Annotated in this window: 21 protein-coding genes; 20 read left to right on the forward strand and 1 reads right to left on the reverse strand. The window is 57.4% G+C overall.

Annotated features, from left to right (window positions below):
- The first annotated feature begins 11 nt into the window (after window positions 1-11).
- The 20 genes from U9R25_06935 (at window position 12) to U9R25_07030 (ending at window position 22,175) form a co-directional block, all read left to right on the forward strand.
- Entirely contained in the window at window positions 12-1,478 is a 1,467-nt protein-coding gene (locus tag U9R25_06935; protein ID MEA3335630.1) for a putative peptidoglycan glycosyltransferase FtsW, read from the forward strand.
- Entirely contained in the window at window positions 1,441-2,496 is a 1,056-nt protein-coding gene (locus U9R25_06940; protein MEA3335631.1) for a UDP-N-acetylglucosamine--N-acetylmuramyl-(pentapeptide) pyrophosphoryl-undecaprenol N-acetylglucosamine transferase, read from the forward strand. The genes U9R25_06935 and U9R25_06940 overlap by 38 nt, the downstream gene beginning before the upstream one ends.
- 15 nt (window positions 2,497-2,511) lie before the next feature.
- Window positions 2,512-3,156, forward strand: coding sequence for a hypothetical protein (locus U9R25_06945; protein ID MEA3335632.1), 645 nt, complete (start codon window positions 2,512-2,514; stop codon window positions 3,154-3,156).
- Between the two features lie 4 nt (window positions 3,157-3,160).
- Window positions 3,161-3,676, forward strand: coding sequence for a hypothetical protein (locus tag U9R25_06950; protein MEA3335633.1), 516 nt, complete (start codon window positions 3,161-3,163; stop codon window positions 3,674-3,676).
- 4 nt (window positions 3,677-3,680) lie between these two features.
- Window positions 3,681-6,131 (forward strand): UDP-N-acetylmuramate--L-alanine ligase, encoded by a 2,451-nt coding sequence (gene murC, locus U9R25_06955; protein ID MEA3335634.1) that lies wholly within the window; start codon window positions 3,681-3,683, stop codon window positions 6,129-6,131.
- A complete protein-coding gene (locus U9R25_06960) occupies window positions 6,128-7,237 on the forward strand; it encodes a D-alanine--D-alanine ligase family protein (GenBank protein MEA3335635.1) in 1,110 nt (369 codons plus the stop codon). The genes murC and U9R25_06960 overlap by 4 nt, the downstream gene beginning before the upstream one ends.
- A gap of 13 nt (window positions 7,238-7,250) precedes the next feature.
- Complete coding sequence (locus U9R25_06965) at window positions 7,251-8,090, forward strand: FtsQ-type POTRA domain-containing protein (GenBank protein ID MEA3335636.1); 840 nt, start codon at window positions 7,251-7,253, stop codon at window positions 8,088-8,090.
- 52 nt (window positions 8,091-8,142) lie between these two features.
- Window positions 8,143-9,369, forward strand: a complete 1,227-nt coding sequence (gene ftsA / locus U9R25_06970) for a cell division protein FtsA (GenBank protein MEA3335637.1) — start codon at window positions 8,143-8,145, stop codon at window positions 9,367-9,369.
- A 309-nt stretch (window positions 9,370-9,678) separates the two neighbouring features.
- Window positions 9,679-10,809: a cell division protein FtsZ gene (gene ftsZ, locus U9R25_06975; protein ID MEA3335638.1), complete on the forward strand. Its 1,131-nt coding sequence runs from the start codon at window positions 9,679-9,681 to the stop codon at window positions 10,807-10,809.
- 557 nt (window positions 10,810-11,366) lie between these two features.
- Complete coding sequence (gene nrdR, locus U9R25_06980) at window positions 11,367-11,813, forward strand: transcriptional regulator NrdR (protein ID MEA3335639.1); 447 nt, start codon at window positions 11,367-11,369, stop codon at window positions 11,811-11,813.
- A gap of 16 nt (window positions 11,814-11,829) precedes the next feature.
- Window positions 11,830-12,678: an ATP-binding protein gene (locus U9R25_06985; protein MEA3335640.1), complete on the forward strand. Its 849-nt coding sequence runs from the start codon at window positions 11,830-11,832 to the stop codon at window positions 12,676-12,678.
- Window positions 12,679-12,732: 54 nt separating this feature from the next.
- Window positions 12,733-13,269, forward strand: coding sequence for a hypothetical protein (locus U9R25_06990; protein ID MEA3335641.1), 537 nt, complete (start codon window positions 12,733-12,735; stop codon window positions 13,267-13,269).
- A 212-nt stretch (window positions 13,270-13,481) separates the two neighbouring features.
- A complete protein-coding gene (locus U9R25_06995) occupies window positions 13,482-15,986 on the forward strand; it encodes an adenosylcobalamin-dependent ribonucleoside-diphosphate reductase (protein MEA3335642.1) in 2,505 nt (834 codons plus the stop codon).
- 149 nt (window positions 15,987-16,135) lie between these two features.
- Window positions 16,136-16,732, forward strand: a complete 597-nt coding sequence (locus tag U9R25_07000; GenBank protein ID MEA3335643.1) for a YdcF family protein — start codon at window positions 16,136-16,138, stop codon at window positions 16,730-16,732.
- 21 nt (window positions 16,733-16,753) lie between these two features.
- Window positions 16,754-18,523 carry a radical SAM protein gene (locus U9R25_07005; protein MEA3335644.1) on the forward strand — a complete coding sequence of 590 codons (1,770 nt, stop codon included), beginning with the start codon at window positions 16,754-16,756 and terminating at the stop codon, window positions 18,521-18,523.
- Between the two features lie 58 nt (window positions 18,524-18,581).
- The gene (gene pgeF / locus U9R25_07010) at window positions 18,582-19,376 is read left to right on the forward strand and encodes a peptidoglycan editing factor PgeF (GenBank protein ID MEA3335645.1); all 795 of its coding nucleotides are present in this window, start codon (window positions 18,582-18,584) and stop codon (window positions 19,374-19,376) included.
- 27 nt (window positions 19,377-19,403) lie between these two features.
- Complete coding sequence (locus U9R25_07015; GenBank protein ID MEA3335646.1) at window positions 19,404-20,141, forward strand: YggS family pyridoxal phosphate-dependent enzyme; 738 nt, start codon at window positions 19,404-19,406, stop codon at window positions 20,139-20,141.
- A gap of 42 nt (window positions 20,142-20,183) precedes the next feature.
- Window positions 20,184-21,017: a pyrroline-5-carboxylate reductase gene (proC, locus tag U9R25_07020; protein MEA3335647.1), complete on the forward strand. Its 834-nt coding sequence runs from the start codon at window positions 20,184-20,186 to the stop codon at window positions 21,015-21,017.
- Window position 21,018: 1 nt separating this feature from the next.
- Window positions 21,019-21,273: a YggT family protein gene (locus U9R25_07025; GenBank protein MEA3335648.1), complete on the forward strand. Its 255-nt coding sequence runs from the start codon at window positions 21,019-21,021 to the stop codon at window positions 21,271-21,273.
- Between the two features lie 92 nt (window positions 21,274-21,365).
- Window positions 21,366-22,175 (forward strand): hypothetical protein, encoded by an 810-nt coding sequence (locus U9R25_07030; protein ID MEA3335649.1) that lies wholly within the window; start codon window positions 21,366-21,368, stop codon window positions 22,173-22,175.
- A gap of 478 nt (window positions 22,176-22,653) precedes the next feature.
- Here U9R25_07030 and U9R25_07035 read toward each other — a convergent pair.
- The coding region (locus tag U9R25_07035; GenBank protein MEA3335650.1) for a hypothetical protein at window positions 22,654-23,059 on the reverse strand (406 nt) is incomplete at its 5' end.

Here is a 23,059-nt window from a genome sequence, read left to right on the forward strand (position 1 = left end):
GGGAACGTCCTATGGCGACATTATCGAAGAAACCGTCGAAGTCACGTCAAAAACGTAATACTATCTCAGGAACCGAAATTGCCCGCTACGATTTCGTGTTGATGGGCGTGGTAGCCATATTGGTCGGACTGGGCCTGGTCATGATCTTCAGTGCCAGTTTTGAGGAAGCCAACCGCACCTGGGGGAAATCAACCTGGTACTTTCTCCGACAGCTCCAATGGCTGGCCGTCGGCGGTGTTGCGATGGTCATCCTGGCCCTGATCGACTATCGAATCCTGCACCATTTCGCGCTGCTGATCATGATCGTTACTCTGGGTGTTCTGATCGCCGTGCTGCTTTTTGGCGTGGATAATCTGGGTGCCCGACGGCACCTGATTGGCACATCTGTCCAGCCCAGCGAGGTCGCCAAGCTGACGATTACGATCTACATCGCCTATTGGCTGAGTTCCAAGGGCGACCGGATAAAGAAGGTGTCTCTCGGATTGCTGCCGTTCGCGATCTTGCTGGGGCTCGTGTCGTTGCTTATTATCCTGCAACCAGACCTGGGAACCACCATGGTAATCGTGGTCACAGGATTGATCATGTATTTCGTGGCCGGCGCTGATGGCAAGCAGGTCATCGCTACTATTGTAATCGCAACGATAACCATGGTACTTGCCGTAACGCAGATCGGCTATGCCCAGAATCGCGTCGACGAATTCCTGGCCGCGATCAAAAACCCCGGAGGCGAGGGAGGGTATCAGGTGTCAGCTGCCCTGGAGGCATTTGCCAGAGGCAGATGGTTTGGGACGGGGCTGGGCGACGGCGCCAAGGATGTCCCCTTGCCCTTCACCGATAGCATATTCGCCGTCGTCGGCGAGGAACTGGGCCTCGTGGGTACCCTCCTGGTGGTAGGGCTGTTCATGGCTCTGGCCTATCGCGGCCTGCGAATCGCACTTCGTTCCCAGGATAGGTTTGGAATGGTGCTTGGCTGTGGCATCACAGGCTGGTTGGCTATTCAGGCGTTCTTCAACATGGCAGTCAATACGGCAACATTGCCGTTCAGCGGTTTGACGCTGCCTTTCATCAGTTATGGAGGATCCTCCCTGCTGGCATGCCTGGCCGGGGTGGGTCTGTTATTGAGTATTTCAAGATATGGAACACTTGCAGAGACCTCAAAGAAACCTGCCCGGCGAGATGACAGCCAAACCGATGCGGTCAATGCGTCTGCTGGTATCGGGCGGTGGGACTGGTGGCCACGTCTATCCAATTTTGGCCGTTCTGGACGCCCTAAAAAACGGGCAAAGGGAACGGCACGATCAAGACGGGCAGGCGCTACCACCAGCTACGTCGTCAAGGCAGCCAGTTTCGGCCGAGCCGGAAAGCTCGGCGGGCGCGTTACCAGGACAAAAAGGACCATCGCTCGTCGCACCGGCACAAGCAAGCGAAAGCGCGCTGCCAATGCCAGAGCAGTCAAGAGAATCCCGCGACGACGGTGAGGCGGACGCGATCCTTTACATTGGCATCGATGGTGGCATCGAAGAGCAGTTGGCCCGCGGGGCCGGCATCGATTTTCGCAGCATTCAGAGTGGCCAACTGAGAGGGATGGTTCCCTGGACTGCGACGGCCAGCCTGTTGAAAATGGTGAAGGGTTCCCGGCAGGCTCGCCAACAGATTGCCGATTTTAAGCCCGATGTCGTTTTTGTAACCGGTGGTTTCGTGACGGGTCCGGTGGTCTGGGCCGCCTGGCGAGCCGGTATTCCGGTTTTGATTTACCTGCCAGATATTGAGCCAGGCCTGGCAATCCGCCGGCTTAGCCGTTTTGCACTGAGTGTGGCGGTCACCTTCCCGGAGGTGGCAGAGCATTTTCCTGGCAAGGCTGTGGTGACAGGCTACCCGGTGCGTCCCGAGATTCTGAAAGTGGCCCGCGATCGGATGGCAGCCAGGCACCGTATGGGACTGGCCGGGGAGAAGCCAGTTGCCCTGGTCTTCGGTGGCAGCCGCGGCGCCCGAAGCATCAATCAGGCCTTGGCCGCAGTCCTGGATGACCTTCTCGATCGTTATCAGGTGGTTCATATTACTGGTACGCTGGATTGGCAAGCTATGCAGGATCGAATCGGAAAGCTGACGGAAGCAAAACGTCAACGCTATCATTCCTTTCCCTATTTGCACGATGACATGGGCTATGCCCTGGCGTCGGCAGATCTGGTAGTGGCGCGGGCGGGCGCTTCGACGCTTGGCGAGTTTCCCGCCTTCGGCCTTCCCAGCATCCTGGTGCCCTATCCCTATTCAGGGCAGCATCAGGATGTCAACGCCGACTATCTGGTTGACCGGGGCGCAGCGCTCAAGCTGCCAGACGCCAGACTTGAGGCCGATCTGTTGGCAACTGTTGTTGGGTTGCTTGAAAATCCGGAGAAGATTCGTTTGATGGGCAAGGCTGCCGCGTCGCTGGCTCAACCTGACGCGGCAGGCAAAATCGCCCAGGAGATACGAAGTTTGGCTGTTGGCGGCCAATAGACAGCGAGGAATCCAATGGATGGCTTTTTTCTATTCGTATTAGCATCCATCATGGCCATCTTTGCGGTCATGGGGTATCTGAACGGCACCAGGTGGGCAATCATTTCGCTGATTGTCCTGCTTATCGCTGCGTTTCTTGTCGAGCGGATGCCCGACCTGATTGTTGATACGTTCAATGGCATCTACATGGGTATCATGTTGGCTATCAAGGGTGGATTAGGCGATGTCGCCAGTGGCGACCTGAACAGTGCGGGCGCCAAGCTGGAGAGCGTGGAACCTCTCTTTTCGGGCGATTCGGAACGGTTTGCACTCTTGCTGGTGATTGGGTTTGCCGTCGCGATTGCCGTAATTCTGGCAATCATCATCAAGGAGAAGTCGGAGGTTTTTGGCGGCATTCTGGGCCTTTTTTACGGCTACATCTTGGCCGCCGTTAGCATACCGCTGATATTCGGCATCTCTGGAGCTCTCTTCCCATTGCCCTTCATTCGAAGTGGATCGGGAACAGGTACTGCGTCGGCGACCGTCAGCAGCGCTTCGGTCTTCGATCAATTCATGGCCAGCCTGGCTAACCCGGATACCATACGGCTGATCGGGATAATGATAGCAATCGCCATTGCGATTTTTCTTTTCTTCACCGTTCGACGTGGCGTGAAGAGGTGAGGTCATGGGCCCAATAGAGGTGTTTTTTCTGGTTGTAATTGGTCTGTTCGGGGCCATTGGCATTGTTCGGGGCTACCAACGGGACCTGGGCGTCACGACCATGTTGTTGCTTGCTCTCTTTGTACTCACCTTCATCCCAGACTACCTCGGCGATCAGCTGGCCAGCGTCATGACCACCCTGGGCGTTAGCCAGAGCAGTGCGGAGACAGTCTATGCCATTTTTGCTACCGTTCTGCTCTGCATTGTTGCTTTCATTTCATACCACGGCGTGGGCCTGCTGTTCCCAGGCTCAGGACGAAACTGGTTTGTCAGCCTGCTGGTTGGTCTGTTGAACGGCTATCTTTTTGCAGGCAGCATCTGGTGGTATCTGAACGATGCGGGTTGGCCGTTGGACACTGTGGTCGAGACCTACTCGTCGACCTATCAGTTCTTGATTCAGCTCATGCCGCCGGCGATCTTCAGCTGGCCATACTTTATCTTGTTGGCAGTCGGTATGTTGATTCTTCGCGTTGTACGGTGATTCAATGACGGAATGGGCAACAGACGTGACGCGGGCTGATCTTCTGGATCAGAAAACTGCGCCATCGACCCACATTCATCTTGTTGGTGTGGGCGGTGCCGGCATGTCAGCAATCGCCCGCATCCTTGTGGAGCGTGGATTCCAGGTCTCTGGTTCCGATCTGAATCGCTCTGCGATGAGCGATGAGTTGGCCGAGTTGGGCGCGACGGTATTCCTTGGTCACCGGGCCAGCCAGGTGTCGGGAGCCAACCTGGTGCTGATCTCGTCGGCAATACCTGAGGACAACGAGGAATCTCTGGCCGCCCGAGACGCAGGCATTCCGGTCGTGAAGCGCCGGGAGTTTCTTGGACCATTGATGACAGGGTATCGCCAGCTCTGTGTGGCTGGCACCCATGGAAAAACCACCACCAGTGCCATGCTTGCGACTCTGCTTGATGGCATCGGTGCGGAACCGAGTTTCATCGTCGGCAGCCAGATTCTTGCGTTGGGCACCGCCGCCAGGTCTGGCCGGCCAGGCGGCCCCTTCGTCGTCGAAGCTGATGAGTACGACCGGATGTTTCTGGGATTGTCCCCTGAGGTTGCACTGGTGACCAACATTGAATGGGACCACATTGATTGCTATCCGAAAACCGAGGATTATCAGGCTGCATTTGTCGAATTTGTCGGGCAGGTGTCGCCTGATGGGGTGATCGTTTATTGTGGTGACGATGCCGGGGCTGGCGAACTCCGGTCGGTGATCGACTCCGCCGATCACCGGTGGATATCCTATGGCCTGGGCCAGGACAACGACTGGCGTGCCCGAAGACTCGCGCCCAACGCTACGGGCGGGTCTGATTTCGAGGTCTGGCAGGGTGGCTCCCGTCTGGGTACCTGGTCCTTGCCATTGCCAGGTGAACACAATGTTAGAAACGTTCTGGGTTCCGTTGCTGCCGCGGCCGTTGCAGGTTACAACGTTTTCACTGAACCTTACAAAAACCTTAAAATTTCGACAAAAATGGCCGGAACAGCCCGCAGGTTGGAGCAAAAAGGCAAAAGTTGTGGTATAATCGTGCTTGACGACTACGCGCACCACCCTACTGAGGTGCGAGCAACGCTGAGTGCGGTACGGCAGCGCTTTCCCCGCCGTGACGTTTGGGTTCTCTTCCAGCCCCATACTTTTAGCCGCACTCGGGCTATGCTAACCGATTTTTACAAGAGCTTTGAAAACGCTGATCATGTGCTCATCACTGATATCTACGCCGCCCGCGAGCACGATACAATGGGCGTTTCGGCGTCAGATCTGGTAACTGCGCTACGCCCTGCTGTCGACGCGCGTTACGCCGGCGATCTGGGCAAGGCCACAGGGCTGTTTTTGGAGGAATTGCGGGAAGGAGATGTCCTTATCACGATGGGAGCGGGCGATGTCACCCGGGTAGGTGATCAAGTTCTTTCCCTCTTGCGAGAACGAGAGCAACATTCGGTTGAAGATGGTTCGGTTCAGAAGCACGTGGCGCTTTCCACTGAAATTGCCCGGGCAACGGGTCTTGCCGTGCGCCACGACGAGCCGCTTGCGGCACATACCACGATGCGAATTGGCGGTCCCGCGGAGCTGTTTGTGGTTGCAGGATCATCGGAGCAACTGCTGGCAATCACGCGGCTGGCCACGGAGGTCGGCGTTCCCCATCTCATTCTGGGTGGTGGCAGCAACATCCTTGTAAGCGATGCTGGTGTCCGGGGGTTGGTGATTTTGAACGCCTCCCGGGAGGTGCGCCGCCATGAAGGGAATGTTGTCTGGGCTGAATCGGGTGTGAACCTCGCCGGATTGGCGCGTCAAGCCATGCGGTGGGGATTGGCCGGACTGGAGTGGGGAGTTAGTGTTCCTGGTACGATCGGTGGCGCGGTGGTGGGCAATGCCGGTGCTCACGGTGGCGCCATCGCCGACTGCTTGCTCCGGGCGATGGTGTGGCAAAACGGAACTCTGGTGGAGTGGCCTCTGGCCCGTTTTCAGTACGGGTACAGGTATAGCAGATTGAAAGAGGCCATTGGAACCGGAGACGGCGATTTCGTCGTGCTTTCCGCGGCATTTGAATTGACACCCGATGATCCCGATGCGATCAATGCCCGGGCGGCCGAATACCTGGCACACCGGCGCGCAACGCAGCCCGTTGAGCCCAGTAGCGGCTCCCTTTTCCAAAACCCACCCGGTGACTTTGCCGGGAGGATTCTCGAATCTCTCGGGTTGAAGGGTCGCCGTTTGGGCAACGCTGGGTTCTCAGAGGTGCACGCTAATTTCGTAGTCAACTATGGCGGAGCCAGCGCAGCGGATGTCATCGGGTTGATCGATCTGGCTCGGGAGGCTGCCTGGCAGGATATGGGTGTGGAACTGGTGCCCGAGATTCTCTTCGTTGGCGATTGGTCCCGGCAGCCCTCTTATCAGGAGCTTTCATTATCGGTTGAGCAAGTGAATCAATCATGAGCCAGGGCAAACAACGAGTAGGCATTGTATTTGGAGGTCGATCGGGCGAACATGAGGTTAGTTTGCAGTCGGCACAATCGGTAATGGAGGCCATCGACACGGCCCGTTTTGAGGTGGTCCCAATTGCAATCGACAAACAAGGCCACTGGCTGGTTGGTGAAGCCTCTCGCCGGTTCCTGGCAACTACAATGCCGGCAAACAGTGATGCCGGAGATCGTGCGGTGGTTTCCTCCGCTGAAGTTCAAACCGGTCTGGTGCCGAAGGCCGAGTCGTTGCGAGATATTGATGTCGTTTTCCCTGTGCTTCATGGCCCGTTAGGGGAGGATGGCACCGTTCAAGGTTTATTCGAGTTGGCAGATCTTCCCTACGTGGGTTGTGGTGTTGCAGCATCGGCCGTGGCAATGGACAAAGCGTTGTGCAAGGATATCTTCGCTGCGCGAGGCTTTCTTCAGGCTGCTTTCCTGGTCGTCAAGCGTCGGGATTGGCGTGATGATCCGCGGCTCGTGATGGAGACCATCGAGAACCGCCTGGGCTTTCCCGTGTTTGTGAAGCCAGCGAATCTTGGTTCAAGCGTTGGCATCAACAAGGCTTCCGAACGGGCGAATCTGGCAAGCGCCATCGAAGATGCCGCTCGATACGATCGCAAGCTGGTCGTTGAAAAGGTTGTGCCCGCAGCGCGCGAACTCGAGGTAAGTGTACTTGGTAACGACGCCCCGATTGCATCACTGCCGGGTGAGGTCGTGCCGTGCCATGAGTTCTATGATTACGCTGCCAAGTACATTGAACCCGACTCTGAGTTGATCATTCCGGCGCCTATTTCCGATGATCTCACGGTCCATATCCGGCAACTTGCGATCGACGCATTCCAGGCTATTGATGGTGCCGGAATGGCGCGTGTCGACTTCCTTCTGGACGGTGAGACGGGTGACCTGTATCTGAACGAGGTTAACACCATTCCGGGGTTTACCGGTATCAGCATGTATCCCAAGCTGTGGCAGGCCAGTGGGTTACCTTATCCAGAACTGATCGACCGGTTGATCGACCTGGCATTGGAACGATACGCCGATAAAAGCAGCTCAGAAACATCCTACCGGCCCAAAGGTTGACGGGATAGTCATCATGAAAACCACCGGTGAACGCAGCCAAAAGAACAGCCGGCGTCGGAAGGCAGGCACCAAGCCTGGCATGCGACGCTATCGTGCCGCATCCAGTCAACCGCTTTCTCTGCGCGGCCGTGAAAGGCTTCGTCGTTCCAATGTGACAGCGCTACGGGCTGTCGCGGGTCTTCTGCTGCTGGGCATGGTAACGTTGCTTGTATTCCTCTTCGCGGACAACAGTTTTTTTGTCCAGGCCAGGGAAATACAGGGGATCCGGTTTACCAACGAGCAAGCCATTTACGAACAGACGGAGATTCTGAACTACAACGTTTTTTGGATCGATGCTCGTGAGGTCGAAGAGCGAATTGAGGGATTGCCCCACGTCAAACATGCGACGGTTAAACCGCAACTGCCCAACAAAGTTTTGATCGACGTGCTGGAGCGCGAACCGGAAGTCCTCTGGCATGTTTATGGGCAAAACGCCTGGGTTGACGGCGAAGGGGTCATGATGCCGGCGATCTCGCAATTGCCTACGCTGCCTGTTGTTCAGGACAGGGATGGCAGCAGTATAGGCAGGACAGGCCGGATTGATCCACAGCTTGTGGCTGGCATTCGGGAACTTACGCAACTGCTGCCGGGCATTGTCGAGTTCGCCTACGATGAACGGCACGGGCTTCATTTTCAGGCCAACAATGGCACGATCGTTTATCTGGGAAGACCCAGTGGATTGCCTTCCCGGGTGAAGGAACTGGCTGCTATTCAGGATACCCTCTTGAGCCAAGGGCTGAGGGCAAGCGAAATCGATCTTCGCTACGATGGCGGGCATTTTTACAAGCTGGGTCAATCCACCTACAGCCAATAGCCGCCGTCGATCGAATCGATGGCCTCACTTAACGAATCAGGAATTAACCAGCGTGTCTGATACTATTTGTGCGATAGATGTAGGAACCACCAAGGTCACGGCATTGATCGCCGAACTTATAGACGACGAAACCCTGGAGGTCGTTGGTTTTGGCAAGGCGCCCTCGGAAGGAATGGCCAAGGGGGTCGTTACCAACGTAGCCGCCGCTACCGCTTCGATTGGCCAGGCAGTTGAGGAGGCCGAGCATGCCGCGGATCGATCCATAGCCAGGGCCTACGTGGGCATCGCAGGAAGCCACATCCAGGCCCAGCAGAGCAAGGGCGCTGTTCCGATCAGTCGTAGCCGGGTTGTGACCTCCGAGGATGTGGGCAGGGTCAAGGAAGCCGCACGGGCCGTAGTCCTATCTCACAATCGCGAGATCATCCATGTGGTGGCGCGCAGCTATGCTGTAGATGAACAGGAGGATCTGCAGGATCCCCTGGGAATGCATGGCTTTCGGCTTGCCGTCGATGCTCAGGTGATCACCGGCGCCACCGGCGCCGTACGCAATCTCTTGAGCTGTGTGCAGACGCATGGCATCGAGGTGGAAGAGCTGGTGCTTGAGCCGCTGGCGTCAGGGCAAGCTGTATTGACCGATGCCGAACAGGAAATGGGCGTAGTGGTCGTGGATATAGGCGGCGGAACCACCGATGTGGCCATGTTCATGAAAGGCAGTCTGTGGCACACAGTTGTGCTGGATATCGGCGGCCAGCACTTGACCCAGGATTTGGCGGTCGGTTTGGGAGCACCGTTCGATGCCGCCGAGGAACTTAAGATTCGCCATGGGCATGTGCAGGCCAATCGGGTTGCTCAAGATCAGGAAGTCGCGATAGAACTTTTCGGCGAAAATGGCCCCCAGACAGTCCCGCGTCACCTGGTCGCAGAGATACTCGAGGCGAGGGCCGAGGAGATGATCGAGCTGATTCTCAGGGAGATCAAGCGCTCTGGATATGAAGGGCTGGTGCCGGCAGGGCTGGTGTTCACAGGTGGCTCTTCCCAGTTGACCGGTTTCAGGGATCTGGCGCGCAGGATGACCCAGGTTCCCGTTCGTGTGGGCACGCCGCGAGGGGTGCATGGGTTGATAGGCAAGCTCATGATACCTGAGAATGCCACAAGCATTGGTTTGCTCTTGTGGGCCCAGCGCACCCAGTGGGATGAGGCAGTCTACGGGGCGCAAAGTTCAGAAAGCCCCTTCACGCAGCGGATCATGCGCTGGCTTGGCAACTTTTTGCCAGGTTGATAACCTCAAGATATCAATCGATGATGCTAAACGTGTGTGCAATATACCAGGGAAGTCATTCAGATGTGTGTGGAAAACCGGAGGTGTGATTGAGCAATGACAGCAGACTTTGAACAGCCGACAATTCGGGACCCATTGGCCAACGTGCCCAGGAGTGTGTCTTCGATAGACACAACTGAGTCTGTGGGCCAGCGGTTCCCGCAAGAGAGCGAATTCTCAGCCGATTCGCCAGATATCGATCGTAGGGATTCAACCAAGCGCAATCCGCCGCAGGAAAGCGGCATCAATCAGCGAGCAAGGAGTGATAACATGGCTCGAAAATCTGCAAGAGAAGCACAACCGTCCTACGTTGACAACTTCGCCAAGATTCGAGTTGTCGGGGTGGGCGGCGGCGGCAGCAATGCCGTGAACCGCATGATCGACGCCGGAATCCAGGGTGTGGAGTTCATTGTCATCAATACCGATGCGCAGGCACTGCTGGAAGCCAATGCACCACAGCGCATGCGCATTGGCGACAAGCTGACCCGCGGCCTGGGGGCTGGCGGCGATCCCGAGCTGGGCGAGAAGGCCGCCCTCGAATCTGCCGAAGATGTTGTGTCAGTGGTCGACGGTGCTGACATGGTGTTTGTAACTGCCGGCATCGGCGGTGGCACCGGCACCGGTGCGGCACCGGTCGTGGCTCGGGTCGCTCGAGAAGCCGGAGCCCTGACCATCGGCGTCGTTACGCGTCCCTTCTCCTTTGAAGGAACGCGTCGCCGGCGAGTTGCCGACGAGGGCATCATGCGGCTGAAGGAAGAAGTCGATACCCTGATCGTCATCCCCAATGACCGGCTGCTTCAAATCGTGGACAAAAAAGCATCCATTCGGGAAGCGTTCACGGTAGCGGATGACGTGTTGAGGCAAGGTATCCAGGGAATCAGCGAACTGATTACGATCCCTGGCCTTATCAACCTGGACTTCGCGGATGTGCGAGCGGTGATGCAGGACGGCGGCTCTGCGTTGATGGCCATTGGTACGGCCAACGGTGAAAACCGGGCACAGGAGGCAGCCGAACAGGCCATTGCCAGCAAGCTTCTGGATGTCAGCATCGACGGCGCCCAGGCAATTCTGTTCAACGTAACTGGTGGCATGGACATGACCCTCCACGAGGTCAACGAGGCGGCGGAGATCATCCGGGCCACGACTCACCCCGAGTCCAATATCATCTTCGGTGCTGTTCTCGATCCGACGATGGAGGATGACGTGCGGGTGACGGTCATCGCGACTGGTTTCGATCAGGCCGCCGATGCCCAAAAGCCAATCAGCACGATCGCCCCTCTGCCCGCGGAGACGGCCACCGAGCGAAGCGAAAAAACTGTTCCCTTCCCGGTCAGGACCTACAATCCGGACGACCTGGAGATTCCCGCGTTTCTGCGGCGAAAGCGCCAGCAGCAAGCCTAGCGACTGGCAGCCCGTCAGGGTTGTACAACGCGCCTTCTGACACGCGACAGACTGGACCTGGTGATAGAGCAGTGTTTCAAGCTCCAGGTGTGGTCTGTCGTGTGGTGCCACCTGTTATCGACCCCGAATGTTACCCCCAAGGTATTTGTTTTCGTTCCAGTCCTTGACGGCAATTGCTCTCCGGCAGGTGCGCCAGCTCGTTTTTGCGAAGCTGACAAAAACCTTAAAATCTCCTCGATTCCATCCCGGAATAGCTCCAATCCCCTTGCAATTCGATCTGTTCTATGGTACAATTCTCACCGCTGTCGAAACTACAATATCTAGTGTCTGCCCGATGTCCAAGCACAACATAGTGTGATTTACCGGGCAGAGTTCCACAGCCTTGACACCGTTCTTCCCATCCAATGCCAAGGAGCCTGCGCCCATAAGTCCCATGTGCTTTCCAGCGGTCGATCTGATTTCAGGAGGCGTCCGCTGCCCGTTTTTTTCGAAAGCACAGGTCAGGCGTGGAGCACAGTTCTAATGGCTCGCGGCCATACTCGAGTTTCAGTTAGATAATGATTTGTCCACACTGCGGTGATCTCAATTCTCGTGTTGTTGATACCCGGTCCACCGGCGACGGCATTCGCCGAAGGCGCGAATGTCAGATATGTCACCGACGGTTTACCACTTACGAGAATGTTGCAGCGTCGCTCTTGATCGTGAAAAGTAATGGCCAGCGGGAGCCCTATGACCGCCAGAAGCTCATGCATGGGATTTTGGTGGCGTGCGCCAAGCGGCCAATCTCCCAGGTCGCCATCGAAGACATGGTGGACTCCATCGAGGATGGGCTGGCTCGCCAGGGCAGGGCAGAGGTCAAGAGCGATGTGGTCGGAACTCTGGTGCTGGATCATTTACAAAGACTGGATGCCATGGCGTACATTCGATTTGCCATGGTTTATCTTCAAATGAAGGATCTCGAGGCGCTACAGGAGCATATTGGTCGTTTGCTCCTGTCTCGTTAGCGCCTGATATACCGCCATGCGTCTTGTTTTGGCGGCTGAAGATGGGCTGAACGTCGTATCCTGTGATCGCCTGGTGGCCCGTCTTGCTCAGGAAAAGGCCATCTCGGCGCCTGAAATCACCATCGATCTTCGGTCCGCAGCCTTTGTTGATCCCTTCGGCGCCGCGTTCCTGGTGCTGATTGTCCGGCAAATTGCGTCCCGCGTCCCGCGGCTGGTCTGTGTACTGCCGATGGCTGAACGAGCCCAACGATCCGTGGTGCGAATGGGCCTTGTACGATTGCTTGGTCAGGTTGCCGAAGTGCGAAACCTGCCATCCAGCCGGGATCACTTTGGCCAGGGAATTACGTTACCTTTGAGCGCGATTCGCACTCGAGTTGATGTCAAGAGCTTGCTCGAATTTTTTATCGAACAAGCCAGACAAAAACTCGGTTACGATCTGAGCGATGTTCTGGATGCGACCAAGGTCGTTTCGGAACTCTGCTACAATGTGGTGGATCATAGCGGAAGTGAAGGACTGGCAGTTGCCCAGGTTGCCCAGGATCGACGAGGGCAGCGATTCGTTTCTCTGGCAGTGGTCGATCCCGGTGTCGGGATCAGGGCCAGCCTCGCAAGGCGCTTTCCCGAGGCTGCTGAATGGCAACACGGGGAAGCGATCGATCGGGCTCTGGGTGGCCTGAGCAGCCGGCCCAAGGGTGGTGGCGTGGGCCTGCGTAGCGTCGAGACTGTGGTGCGACGCTACGGCGGTCGCCTGACCATTCGCTCCGGTGATGATCGATTGCTGATTTCTGCGGAACGACGAGCACGGATCATATCGACAAGCGAGTTTTACGGTACCCAGGTCGGAATTAGTTTTAGCCAGAAATAGTTACCGTCGGGCGGTGGACAGACCGTCAACACATCAACTTAATGGTGGAGAGCGATGCCTTTGCAGGAAATACAGGTTGAATTGGTAGGCCCAATTTTGGGCGGCCGCGATAGCGAGACCAAGGATAGTCTGCTGGCCAAGTTGACAGCACTGCCAGCGAATTCTTTGCTGGTTCTGGACTGCAACAACGTGCAGTTTATGGACTACTCTTGGGCCGACGAAGTCGTGGCAGGTCTGTTGGAAGCTTCTCGAAAGGCGCGTTCACCACGCTTTGTGGTGGTACGCAGCCCCACAGAGAGCGTGCGAGAAAGTATTGCCGCGGCAGTTTCCATTCATGGATTGACCTGCGTACAGGTTGATGGCGGTGGCACTCCCACAGTCTTGGGCAATCTGAGCCCTGCGCTACTCAAGACCTACAATCTGGCCGTGGTCCGGGGACAGATAAGTGCCCAGGACCTGCCCGATTCGCTGTCGCCAAGTACCAAGAGCAATCGACTGAAGGAATTGGAGCGTAGACGACTCCTCTATCGGGTAGGTGAAGAGGTCATCGATGGAGGGGGCAGGCGCTTTATTTACGAGCCTGTGCGTTAAAGCACCTTTATTTTTTTTCTGTGTCGATTTCATTCTCAGACCGTTAATTCGGCCTGGGGGATGTGGTATGGGTGACGCGGGGGTCGCTTTGCCACGTGAAAGACATTTTATCAATTAATTTGTGATAACCGGAGGATATGATTGTGAGTACTGTTCCAACCGTCGACGCTCAAACATCGCAGCACACGTCACCGACTGCTTGGTTTGACAATATGGATCGACCTATCAGAATCGGGCCGAATGGGCTGGATGTGTTGCAACGCCGTTATATCCGAAAAGGGCCCGATGGGGAACCGATTGAGACGGTATCTGAGATGTTTTGGCGGGTGGCCTACAACGTGGCGTTACCCGAGGAAACCTGGGGCGAGCAACCAGAGAGCATTGCAGGCAGCTTCTATGATCTGTTGACAGATCTACGGTTTTTCCCCAATTCTCCCACGTTCACCGGCGCAGGAACCCCGTTGGGGCAATTGGCTGCCTGTTTTGTCCTGGCCATCGACGACGACATGGGCAAGGACTCGGCTGAAGGCATTTTCAGCACGCTTCGCACTGCGGCATTGATCCAGCAGACCGGTGGCGGTAACGGGTTCAGCTTCAGCCGTCTTCGGCCCAAAGGTGATCCTGTGAACAGCAGCGCCGGCGTGGCAAGCGGGCCTGTTGGCTTCCTCAAGGTATATGATGCCGCGTTTGGCGAGATTGCTCAGGGTGGTACGCGACGCGGCGCCAATATGGGTGTGCTGCGCATTGACCATCCTGATATCGAAGAATTCATCGCAGCCAAGGCGGAAGAAGGCTCTGTGACCAACTTCAATATTTCGGTCGGTGTCACCGATGTCTTCATGGAAGCCGTGCAATCGGATGGGGATTTCGATCTGGTGAGTCCTCGCTCTGCTGTCCCGATCCGCTCGGTGCGGGCACGGGACCTTTTCGCTAAGATCGTCCATCATGCCTACCGCAACGGGGAGCCAGGGGTGCTTTTTGTTGACGCCGCCAACCGCAGTAATCCGGTCCCTCACCTGTACGAGCTCGAGGCCACAAACCCGTGTGGCGAGCAGTGGCTGGGACCTTATGAAAACTGTTGCCTGGGTTCTGTCAATCTTTCGGAACACGTTACCCGGGAGGGGCAGGTTGATTGGGATAAACTGGAGCAGACGGTCCTGTTGGCCACCCGCTTTCTCGATGATGTTGTCAGTGCGAATAAATATGTGCCGGCGGTGTCAGCATTGAAGGAGGCTGCCCACCGGGTTCGACGCATTGGGTTAGGCATTATGGGCCTCGCGGACATGATGTATAAGCTTCATGTACGCTATGGATCCGACGAATCGATCGACCTGGCAGGGCAGGCCATGGAGTTTGTACGTTTTCATGCCATGCGAGCCTCCATCGATCTGGCCAGGGAGCGGGGAGCATTTCCGGCAATCACCGGATCAATCTACGATCCCGAGAACCTTCAATGGCAACCACCCACACCGCTCAAGCCCTACACCTCCAGCTATGGACGCCCGGAATTGGATTGGGGTGCCATTGAAGCCGGCATCAAGAGCCACGGCATTCGTAATGGGGCACAGACCACTGTGGCTCCTACGGGGACCATTGGCACTGTGACGGGCTGTGAAGGTTATGGTTGTGAGCCGGTATTTGCACTGGCCTACACCCGCTACGTCAAAGAGCAACAGGGTGACGTTCCCCTGACCTATGTGAGCCCTCTCTTCATGGCTGCACTGGACGGGGCGGGGCTTTTGGCTGAAGAGCGCCAGGAAATCATCGATAGCATTCTTCTGAACGGTACCTGCCAGCAGGTCGAAGGGCTTCCGGAGGATCTGCGAAACACCTTTGTCGTCAGCCAGGACGTCACTCCTGCCGAGCACGTGATGATGCAGGCAGCGCTGCAACGATTTGTGGACAATAGCATCTCCAAGACCTGTAATTTTTCACCGGATGCGGTCCCCCAGGATGTTGAAGCTGCCTATATGATGGCGTGGGAGTTGGGTTGTAAGGGATTGACCGTCTACGTGACCGGCAGCCGATCCGACGTGGTTCTCGAGATCAATGCAACGGCGCAACGCAGGGCACTTTCCCAATCGGAGCAGAACATGAACGGTCAGGCCTCGCTGGACGAGACGCTAAATGCGCTGCCTCACGAGTACGATTCTCCGGTTGGCCTGGAAGGGGATGCACCAGAATCATCGAACGCTGTAGAACTGTTGCCGTACGATGCCAAACGGCCGCGGCCACGGCGCTTGCATGGCAGTACCTACCGGCGGTTGACCCCTCTGGGCACCGCGTATGTCACGGTCAACGACACCGAGGACAATGAACCCTTCGAGGTGTTCATGAATGTGGGTAAGGCCGGCTCTGATGTGGCCGCCGTCAGCGAGGCCCTGGGTCGGCTAATAAGCCTGATCCTGCGCATCCCAAGTTCGCTCACGCCCACTGAACGTATACAACAGGTGGTTTATCAGATGAACGGCATCGGCGGTGGACGCCATCTCGGCTTTGGCCCTCATCGGGTTCGCAGCCTTCCCGATGCCATCGCTCAGGTTCTGGAAGATCATTTGTCGGAAGCGCCGCCACCCCCGCCTGAACCCGCTGGTGAACAGCTGACCTTGCCCATGCCACGCCAGATCGGAGATCTCTGTCCCGACTGTGGGAACAGTACTCTTCTGAATGTGGAGGGCTGCCGCAAGTGTCACGTGTGCGGATACAGCGAATGCTAGTGGCGTAGGCAGGAATGAAGTTGATTCAATGCCCCGGCAGGCGCCTGACGCTCGCCGGGGCTTCCTTTCAAAACCCCCTTTGGTTTACCGATTCCCTCGAAACACTGTATAATCGTGCGATGAGGCGCTTGCTTAAGGTCATTGTTACAATGACCTCGTTGTTCATTGTTTTATCCTGTCTTGGGCTGGCACTTTTAGGTTGGCAGATCAACCTGCTGGGAAGCCAGGAGAACGCTCAACCAGCTGATGCGATTGTGATCCTTGGCGCCGGCGTGAATTCGGACGGAAGCCCCGGTTCTGATCTGTTGAGCCGTACTTATCACGGCATGGACCTGTACAATGAGGGATTGGCGCCCGTTGTATTGTGTGCCGGCGGTGCAGCGGGAGACCGGCTCTCGGCTGCTGCCGTAGCATGCCGCTTTGCTGTGGAAGAGCTCGGCCTGCCACCTGGCAGCGCGCGGATTGTCCCGGATGCCGATGCCTGGACCACGGCGCAGGAAGCTGCTGCTGTGGCAAAGCTGGCAGAACAAACGGGTTGGAGTTCGGTTATCCTGGTCAGCCATCCGTTGCATCTGTTTCGGGCCCAATGGCTCTTCGAGCGCGAGGGATTGGACGTTTTTTCCAGTCCGACCAACACCAATCTGAACCGCATTTTTCCGCCCCTGCGCGCCTGGTATACCTTCCGGGAGGCCGGAGGGGTGATCTATGAATCGCTGGAAGACTTACGGGATGAGTTGGATATGTGATGGCTGGAATGGGATATCGACATGACCTGGGAACAGACTGCTGAATCGTTGCGAATATTGGAAAGGGAGAGGGGGACGATCATCAAGGATTGGGGTGGTAAGTTGCCCATCGTCCTGGCTTACCCCAATACTTATTATGTCGGTATGTCCAGCCTGGCACTGCAGATTCTTTACCGTCGATTCAATGAGCCTTCGAACACAGTTTGCGAACGGGTTTTTTGGGACAAGGGAGGCGCGGAAGCTGGAAGATCGCTGCTCTCCCTTGAGACCTCTCAGCCGGTGGATGAATTCGCCGTCTGGGCCTTCACCATTTCCTATGAGATGGACTATTTCAATGTGGTCGGGATGTTGCGTCAGGCCGGGGTGCCTGCTTTGGCCGTTGATCGCGATGAACGCTGGCCGCTGCTGATCGCGGGTGGTCCGGGCATTACCATGAACCCCGAGCCCATGGCGCCATTCTTCGATGCCATCGTGGTGGGTGAAGGGGAGGAAGTGGTCGATACGTTGGTGGACACGATTCGCGATGTTGGGGATGAGGATCGAAGCGATCTGATTGCCGCGCTGGATCGAATCGAGGGTGTTTACGTCCCTGCTCTGGTGCCCCAGTATTCGGCAACACCTGGCTCGCGCCAGATCAAACGGTTGTGGGTTCGCCGGCTGGAGAACTATTCGACCGTCAGTTCCCTGTATACGCCGGACACCGAGTTTGGTGGTTTGCACCTGATGGAGATCGCTCGAGGTTGCGGACGGGGTTGCCGTTTCTGCCTGGCAGGCTACGTCTACCGTCCACCCCGCGAACAGCCGCTGGAGCAACTGCTGGAATGGGCACGCCAGGGACTCGAGCACCGGGAGCGGATCGGGCTGGTTTCAGCGGCTGTATCTGATCACAGCCAGATCGACGAGTTGGCTGTACGACTGCGGGAGTTAGGCGCCAAACTCAGCGTCAGTTCCATGCGGGTCGATCCGATTTCCGTGCCGTTGGTCACAGCCTTGCGGGAGAGCGGCACGCGTACGTTGACGATTGCCCCCGAGGCTGGCAGCACCCGGCTGCGCAATGTGATCAACAAAACACAGACCGAGCAGCAGATTCTCGACGCGGTCGATCTGGCGCAGTCACTGGGATTCCCGCAGCTAAAACTATATTTCATGATTGGCCATCCTGGCGAAACCGATGAGGATATCGAGGCCCTTGTCGATCTGACCATGGAGGCCAGAGGGCGATTCAAGCGGCGCCTGGTGATCAATGCCACTCCCTTTGTGCCCAAAGCGCATACCCCGTTCCAGTGGGAGCCCATGACCAAAGTTGATACGCTCAAGCGCCGGCAGCGGGTTATCCAGCGAAGCCTGGCTCGCCAGGGCGTGGATGTGCGCTCCGAATCGGCTCAATGGGCTGCGGTTCAGGGTGTGTTGGCCCGGGGCGACCGGCGCCTGGCGCCGGTGCTGCTGTCGATGGACAAACTTTCCATCGGCAACTTCAAGAGGGCTTTGGCAGAGAATGGCCTCAGCATGGAGGACTATCTGGGTCCAAGGCAAGCGGGAACGGCACAGCCCTGGGACATCGTGGAAAGCGGTGTGTCCACCAACTACTTGCTGTTCGAACACCGGCACGCCCAACGGTTTGAGACTGGTTTGAGCTGCCCGCCCGACTCCAGTGGATGCCTGACGTGCGGTTGTTGTGATACCGATTGGGCCTATCGCGCTGCCAACGGGGTTCCCTTCAGGAGCAAAGGACCGTGGCGGGCACAGGACTGGCGTCCCGCCTCAGGCCCGACCTCTCTGCCGGACGGTTGAGGGTCCCATGTCATCGATTGCTCACATCAAGGCGTAGTCGAAGGTTCAGGAGGTAGGTATGGACGTGCCGACTCCTTCTTTACTGCACTTCCCGAGCCTGGAAGCGCACTCAGGGCTTGTCCATGGCGTTAGCACCAGACAGGGCGGTGTGAGCACCGGTCCCTTTTCCAGCCTCAATCTGGGCTGGACGGTAGGGGATTCACCTGAAAACGTCGAGGCCAACCATGGCCGATTGGCTCGGGCGCTGGCGGTACGCCGGCAGCATCTGACCACCACCTGGCAGGTGCATAGCAATCGGATTCTGAGGGCAGAGATGGCCGACCGGGGCACCATGATCGATAAGGCTGATGGCATCGTGACCAATGTGCCTGACCTGCCGTTGAGCCAACGCTTTGCCGATTGCACGCCGTTGCTTGTGTACGATCCAGGACAGCACGCGGCCGGACTGGCCCATGGAGGCTGGCGGGGCACAGTTGCCAACGTAGCCGGGTCGTTGGTAGCCGCGATGGTGGAAGCCTTCGACAGCCGACCAGAAGAACTGCTGGCGGTAGTAGGACCGGCCATAGGTCCATGTTGCTATGAGGTTGGGCCAGAGGTGATCGCAGCCGTCACGGAGCGCTATCCGCATAAATCGCGCCAGCTGTTGCGCTCCGGCAATGGGCGCCGGTCAAAAAATGGCCGAGCCTGGTTTGATCTATGGGAAAGCAATCGCTGGCAGCTGGCCGAGGCAGGAGTCGAGCAGATCGAGGTGTCCGCTATCTGTACAGCGTGCCATCGCAATCGTTTCTATTCCCACCGTGCCGATGGTGGAAGGACTGGTCGCTTTGGCGCTGTCGTGATGCTCAGGGCGTGATTGCCTGCTTTTCAGTGTGGAGGTGATGTGTCGAATCAGGTCGTTGATATCGCAGCCAATTTGCGGGATATCCGGGAGCGAATGGCTGGCGCGGCAGGCCGTGTCGGGCGACAGCCCGGAGAAATCAGCCTGGTTGCTGTGAGCAAGACCATTCCAGTGGAGTCGATCCTGGCTGCACTGGAGCAAGGTCAGATCGATTTTGGTGAGAATCGGGTGGAGCAGGCCTGGCGGAAATTCGTCGATCCGCAGGTGAGCGATTCTCTGACAAACCTGATCGGGCCCGATCAGACATTTCGCCTGCACCTGATTGGGCCGATCCAGAGTCGCAAGGCAGCTCTTGCCGTTGCCTGCCAGCCAACGCTGGTACATGCAGTCGACCGGGTTAAGATCGCCCGCCGCCTGGATCGTGTGGCTCAGGAAGCCGGGGCTTTAATGAACATCCTGCTCGAGGTCAACGTCTCTGGCGAGATGAGTAAGTTCGGATTTGCGCCGGAGCGGATTGAAGAATCAGCCAGGGAGATCAACAGTCTTTCGGGGCTTCGCATTTCCGGCCTGATGACGATGCCTCCCTTTGACCCGGATCCCGAGATGGCCCGCCCCCATTTCGCGGCTCTGCGAGATCTGCGGGACCGTCTGTCCCAGGGGTTGCCTGAAGCGGACTGGCATCATCTGAGCATGGGCATGAGTCACGATTTTGAGGTCGCCATCGAAGAGGGAGCTACCATTGTTCGAGTGGGTACCGCGATTTTCGGTTCCCGGTTATAATCTTTGAACGGAGTGACTCGCAATCAATTGTTGAGGTGCAGCATGGAAGAGAACACAACCATCAGTTTCATCGGCGCAGGCGCCATGGGCGAGGCGATGATCAAGGGTATTTTAACGCAGAATCTGGTGCCCGCGGAAGGGATCATTGCGTCCGATCCCCGGCAGGAGCGAGGGGATCAGCTACGCGGGAAGTATGGCATCGGTTTCACCACCGACAACAGGGAGGCGGCCGATTTCGGCGAGACCGTGGTGTTAAGTGTGAAACCTCAGGTGCTGCCAGCGGTCATGCCTGATCTGCGAGGCCACCTGGGCCGCGGTTCGCTGTTGCTGTCCATTGTGGCTGGTGCTCGCATCAGTGCCATCCTCTATGGTACAGGCCATCCTGCAATTGTGCGCTCGATGCCCAACACGCCTGCCCAACTGGGAAAAGGCATGACCGTCTGGACCTGCACAGCGGATGTAGACGCAACCCAACAGGAACATACGCGGGCGATCCTGGGTGCCCTGGGCGATGAACACTATGTGGCGGACGAGGGCTACCTTGATATGGCAACCGCGTTGAGCGGTACTGGACCGGCCTACGTCTTCCTTTTTATGGAAGCCCTGATCGACGCCGGTGTGCACATGGGATTTTCAAGACACGTGGCTGAGAAGTTGGTTTTGCAGACCATGGAAGGTTCTGTGGCAATCGCGCGCCAGTCGGACATCCACCAGGCCGAATTGCGAAACAAGGTAACCTCGCCCGGCGGCACTTCTGCCGAAGCCATCTACGAACTGGAGAAGGGGGGGATGCGCACGATTCTCTCCAAGGCGGTCTGGGCCGCGTATAACAAGTCCAAATACCTGGGCGACCTTTCGGAAAAATCGGAGAGTTGATATGGATAGTTTGATACTTGTCGTTGTTCGTCTGCTTGACTTTTATCTGATAATTCTTTTTTTGCGGGTGATGCTGACCTGGATTCCCAATCTGAGTCCGGACAATCCCATCGTGCGCGTATTGGGCACGCTCACCGACCCTGTGCTTGAAATGGGCCGCAGGGTTATGCCACCCAAAGGCGGCGTAGATTTTTCGCCCATGCTGGTTTTTTTCGCCATCATGATTTTTCGGGAGATTCTCACTCGGCTTGTTTGATGAGATACTCAAGTGAACAATGACCACCGTTGCAGCGTGTAATTCGTAGCCTGGCACCGGTGGGTGTTGACCGACACTTTTGGAGGACACTTATGTGGAAAAGACGATCCCTTTCCCTGGCGTTGATGGGAATCATCATATCGATGTTGGCCGCGTGTGGACCTGAAGGGATTGGCAGCAACGCTGCCAGCCCGGAGCCCCCGCCTGTTGTGGGGGTTCGTAGTGCGGCCTCCACGCCTGAAAGCCTGGAAATCGAAAAGCGGCCAACCATTGCCCAGACGCCTGAGGTGGTGGAGCCTGTCTTGTCCAGATCGGTTTCAGAAGTGGCCGCAGCCGCCAGCGCTCAGCGCTTGATTTCCGCCGTCGCCATAAACGATCTGTCGCAACGATTGGGCGTTTCCACGGAGTCGATTGAGGTAGTGGAGGCCGCAGAGATGGAGTGGCCCGATGCGAGCCTGGGCTGTCCCGCGCCAGACATGGGCTATGCTCAGATGCTTACCAACGGAATGCAGGTCGTTCTTCAGGTCGAGGGCAGGACCTATGCCTACCATGGGCGATCTCCCAACGATCTGTTTTTGTGCGGCCCTGATGGTCCCGTGCAGGCGGGCAAGGCGCCAGTTTCATTGGAAGATGGGGATCAGGATCAGCAGACGAAGATCGTGGCGACAGTAGCCGCTGATTTAGGCAAAAGGCTGACGGTGTCTACTGAGGAGATCGAGGTTGTTTCAGTCCAGTCGAGGGATTGGCCCAATTCCGGGCTGGGCTGTAGCCAGCCCAACCAGCGGGTCATGGATGTGATCACGCCGGGCTATCAAATCGTTCTGCAATCTGGTGATACGACTTTTACCTACCACACCGATTTGAAGGGCAATTTCGTGCTCTGTGAAAAGGGCAAGCCGTAGCGCCGGCTGTCGGGGGGCACGGGGACACGGCTTCCAGAAGACCGCAGACGACGGACGGCTTCCAGAAGACCGCAGACGACGGACGGCAGACCGCTTCCAGGGGACGCGGGGACACGGCTTCCAGAAGACCGCAGACGACGGACGGCAGACCGCTTCCAGGGGACGCGGGGACGCGGCTTCCAGAAGACCGCAGACGACGGACGGCAGACCGCTTCCAGGGGACGCGGGGACGCGGCTTCCAGAAGACCGCAGACGACGGACGACAGACCGCTTCCAGGGGACGCGGGGACGCGGCTTCCAGAAGACCGCAGACGACGGACGACAGACCGCTTCCAGAAGACGGCGGTCTGCGATGCAGGGACGCGGCTTTCAGAAGACCGCAGACGGAAGATGGCGGTCCGCGGTCTGCGGTCAACGGTCATCCGGCGGCGGTCCGCGGTCGGTGGTCAGCGGTCCTCCGAGCTGTCTGCCGCAACACTCAGTTGGCGGTGCGGTACATGACCCGGACGTAACCAACCTTGCTCGGGTCCCAGTAGTCCTGGGTTGCCAGACCATAGCGCACGCCATGGTCGTCGTCAGACGTCAGGATGAAGCCGTAGTTAGGAGCGCCGCGCACGATATCCTCGGCGATCTCGGTGATGTCAAGACGTAGCCAGGTGCCGATCTTGCCCGAGCCGATGTGGTTGGTATCGACGACGGGGCCGAAGTCGCCGCCGGGCGCCGACCAGGGCATGACCCAGTTGGCCGGGTAGGGCAACCACTCGGTGCTGAGGGCATGGACACTGGCGTTGATCACCGAGCCGGGCCACATGTAGAAGCCCCGTCCCTCGGTGATGTAGGTGTAGAGATAGCCGACGTCGATGGCTGCATCGCCCGGGATGCCA

Source organism: Chloroflexota bacterium (assembly GCA_034717495.1).
Classification (GTDB): Bacteria; Chloroflexota; Anaerolineae; order JAAEKA01; family JAAEKA01; genus JAYELL01.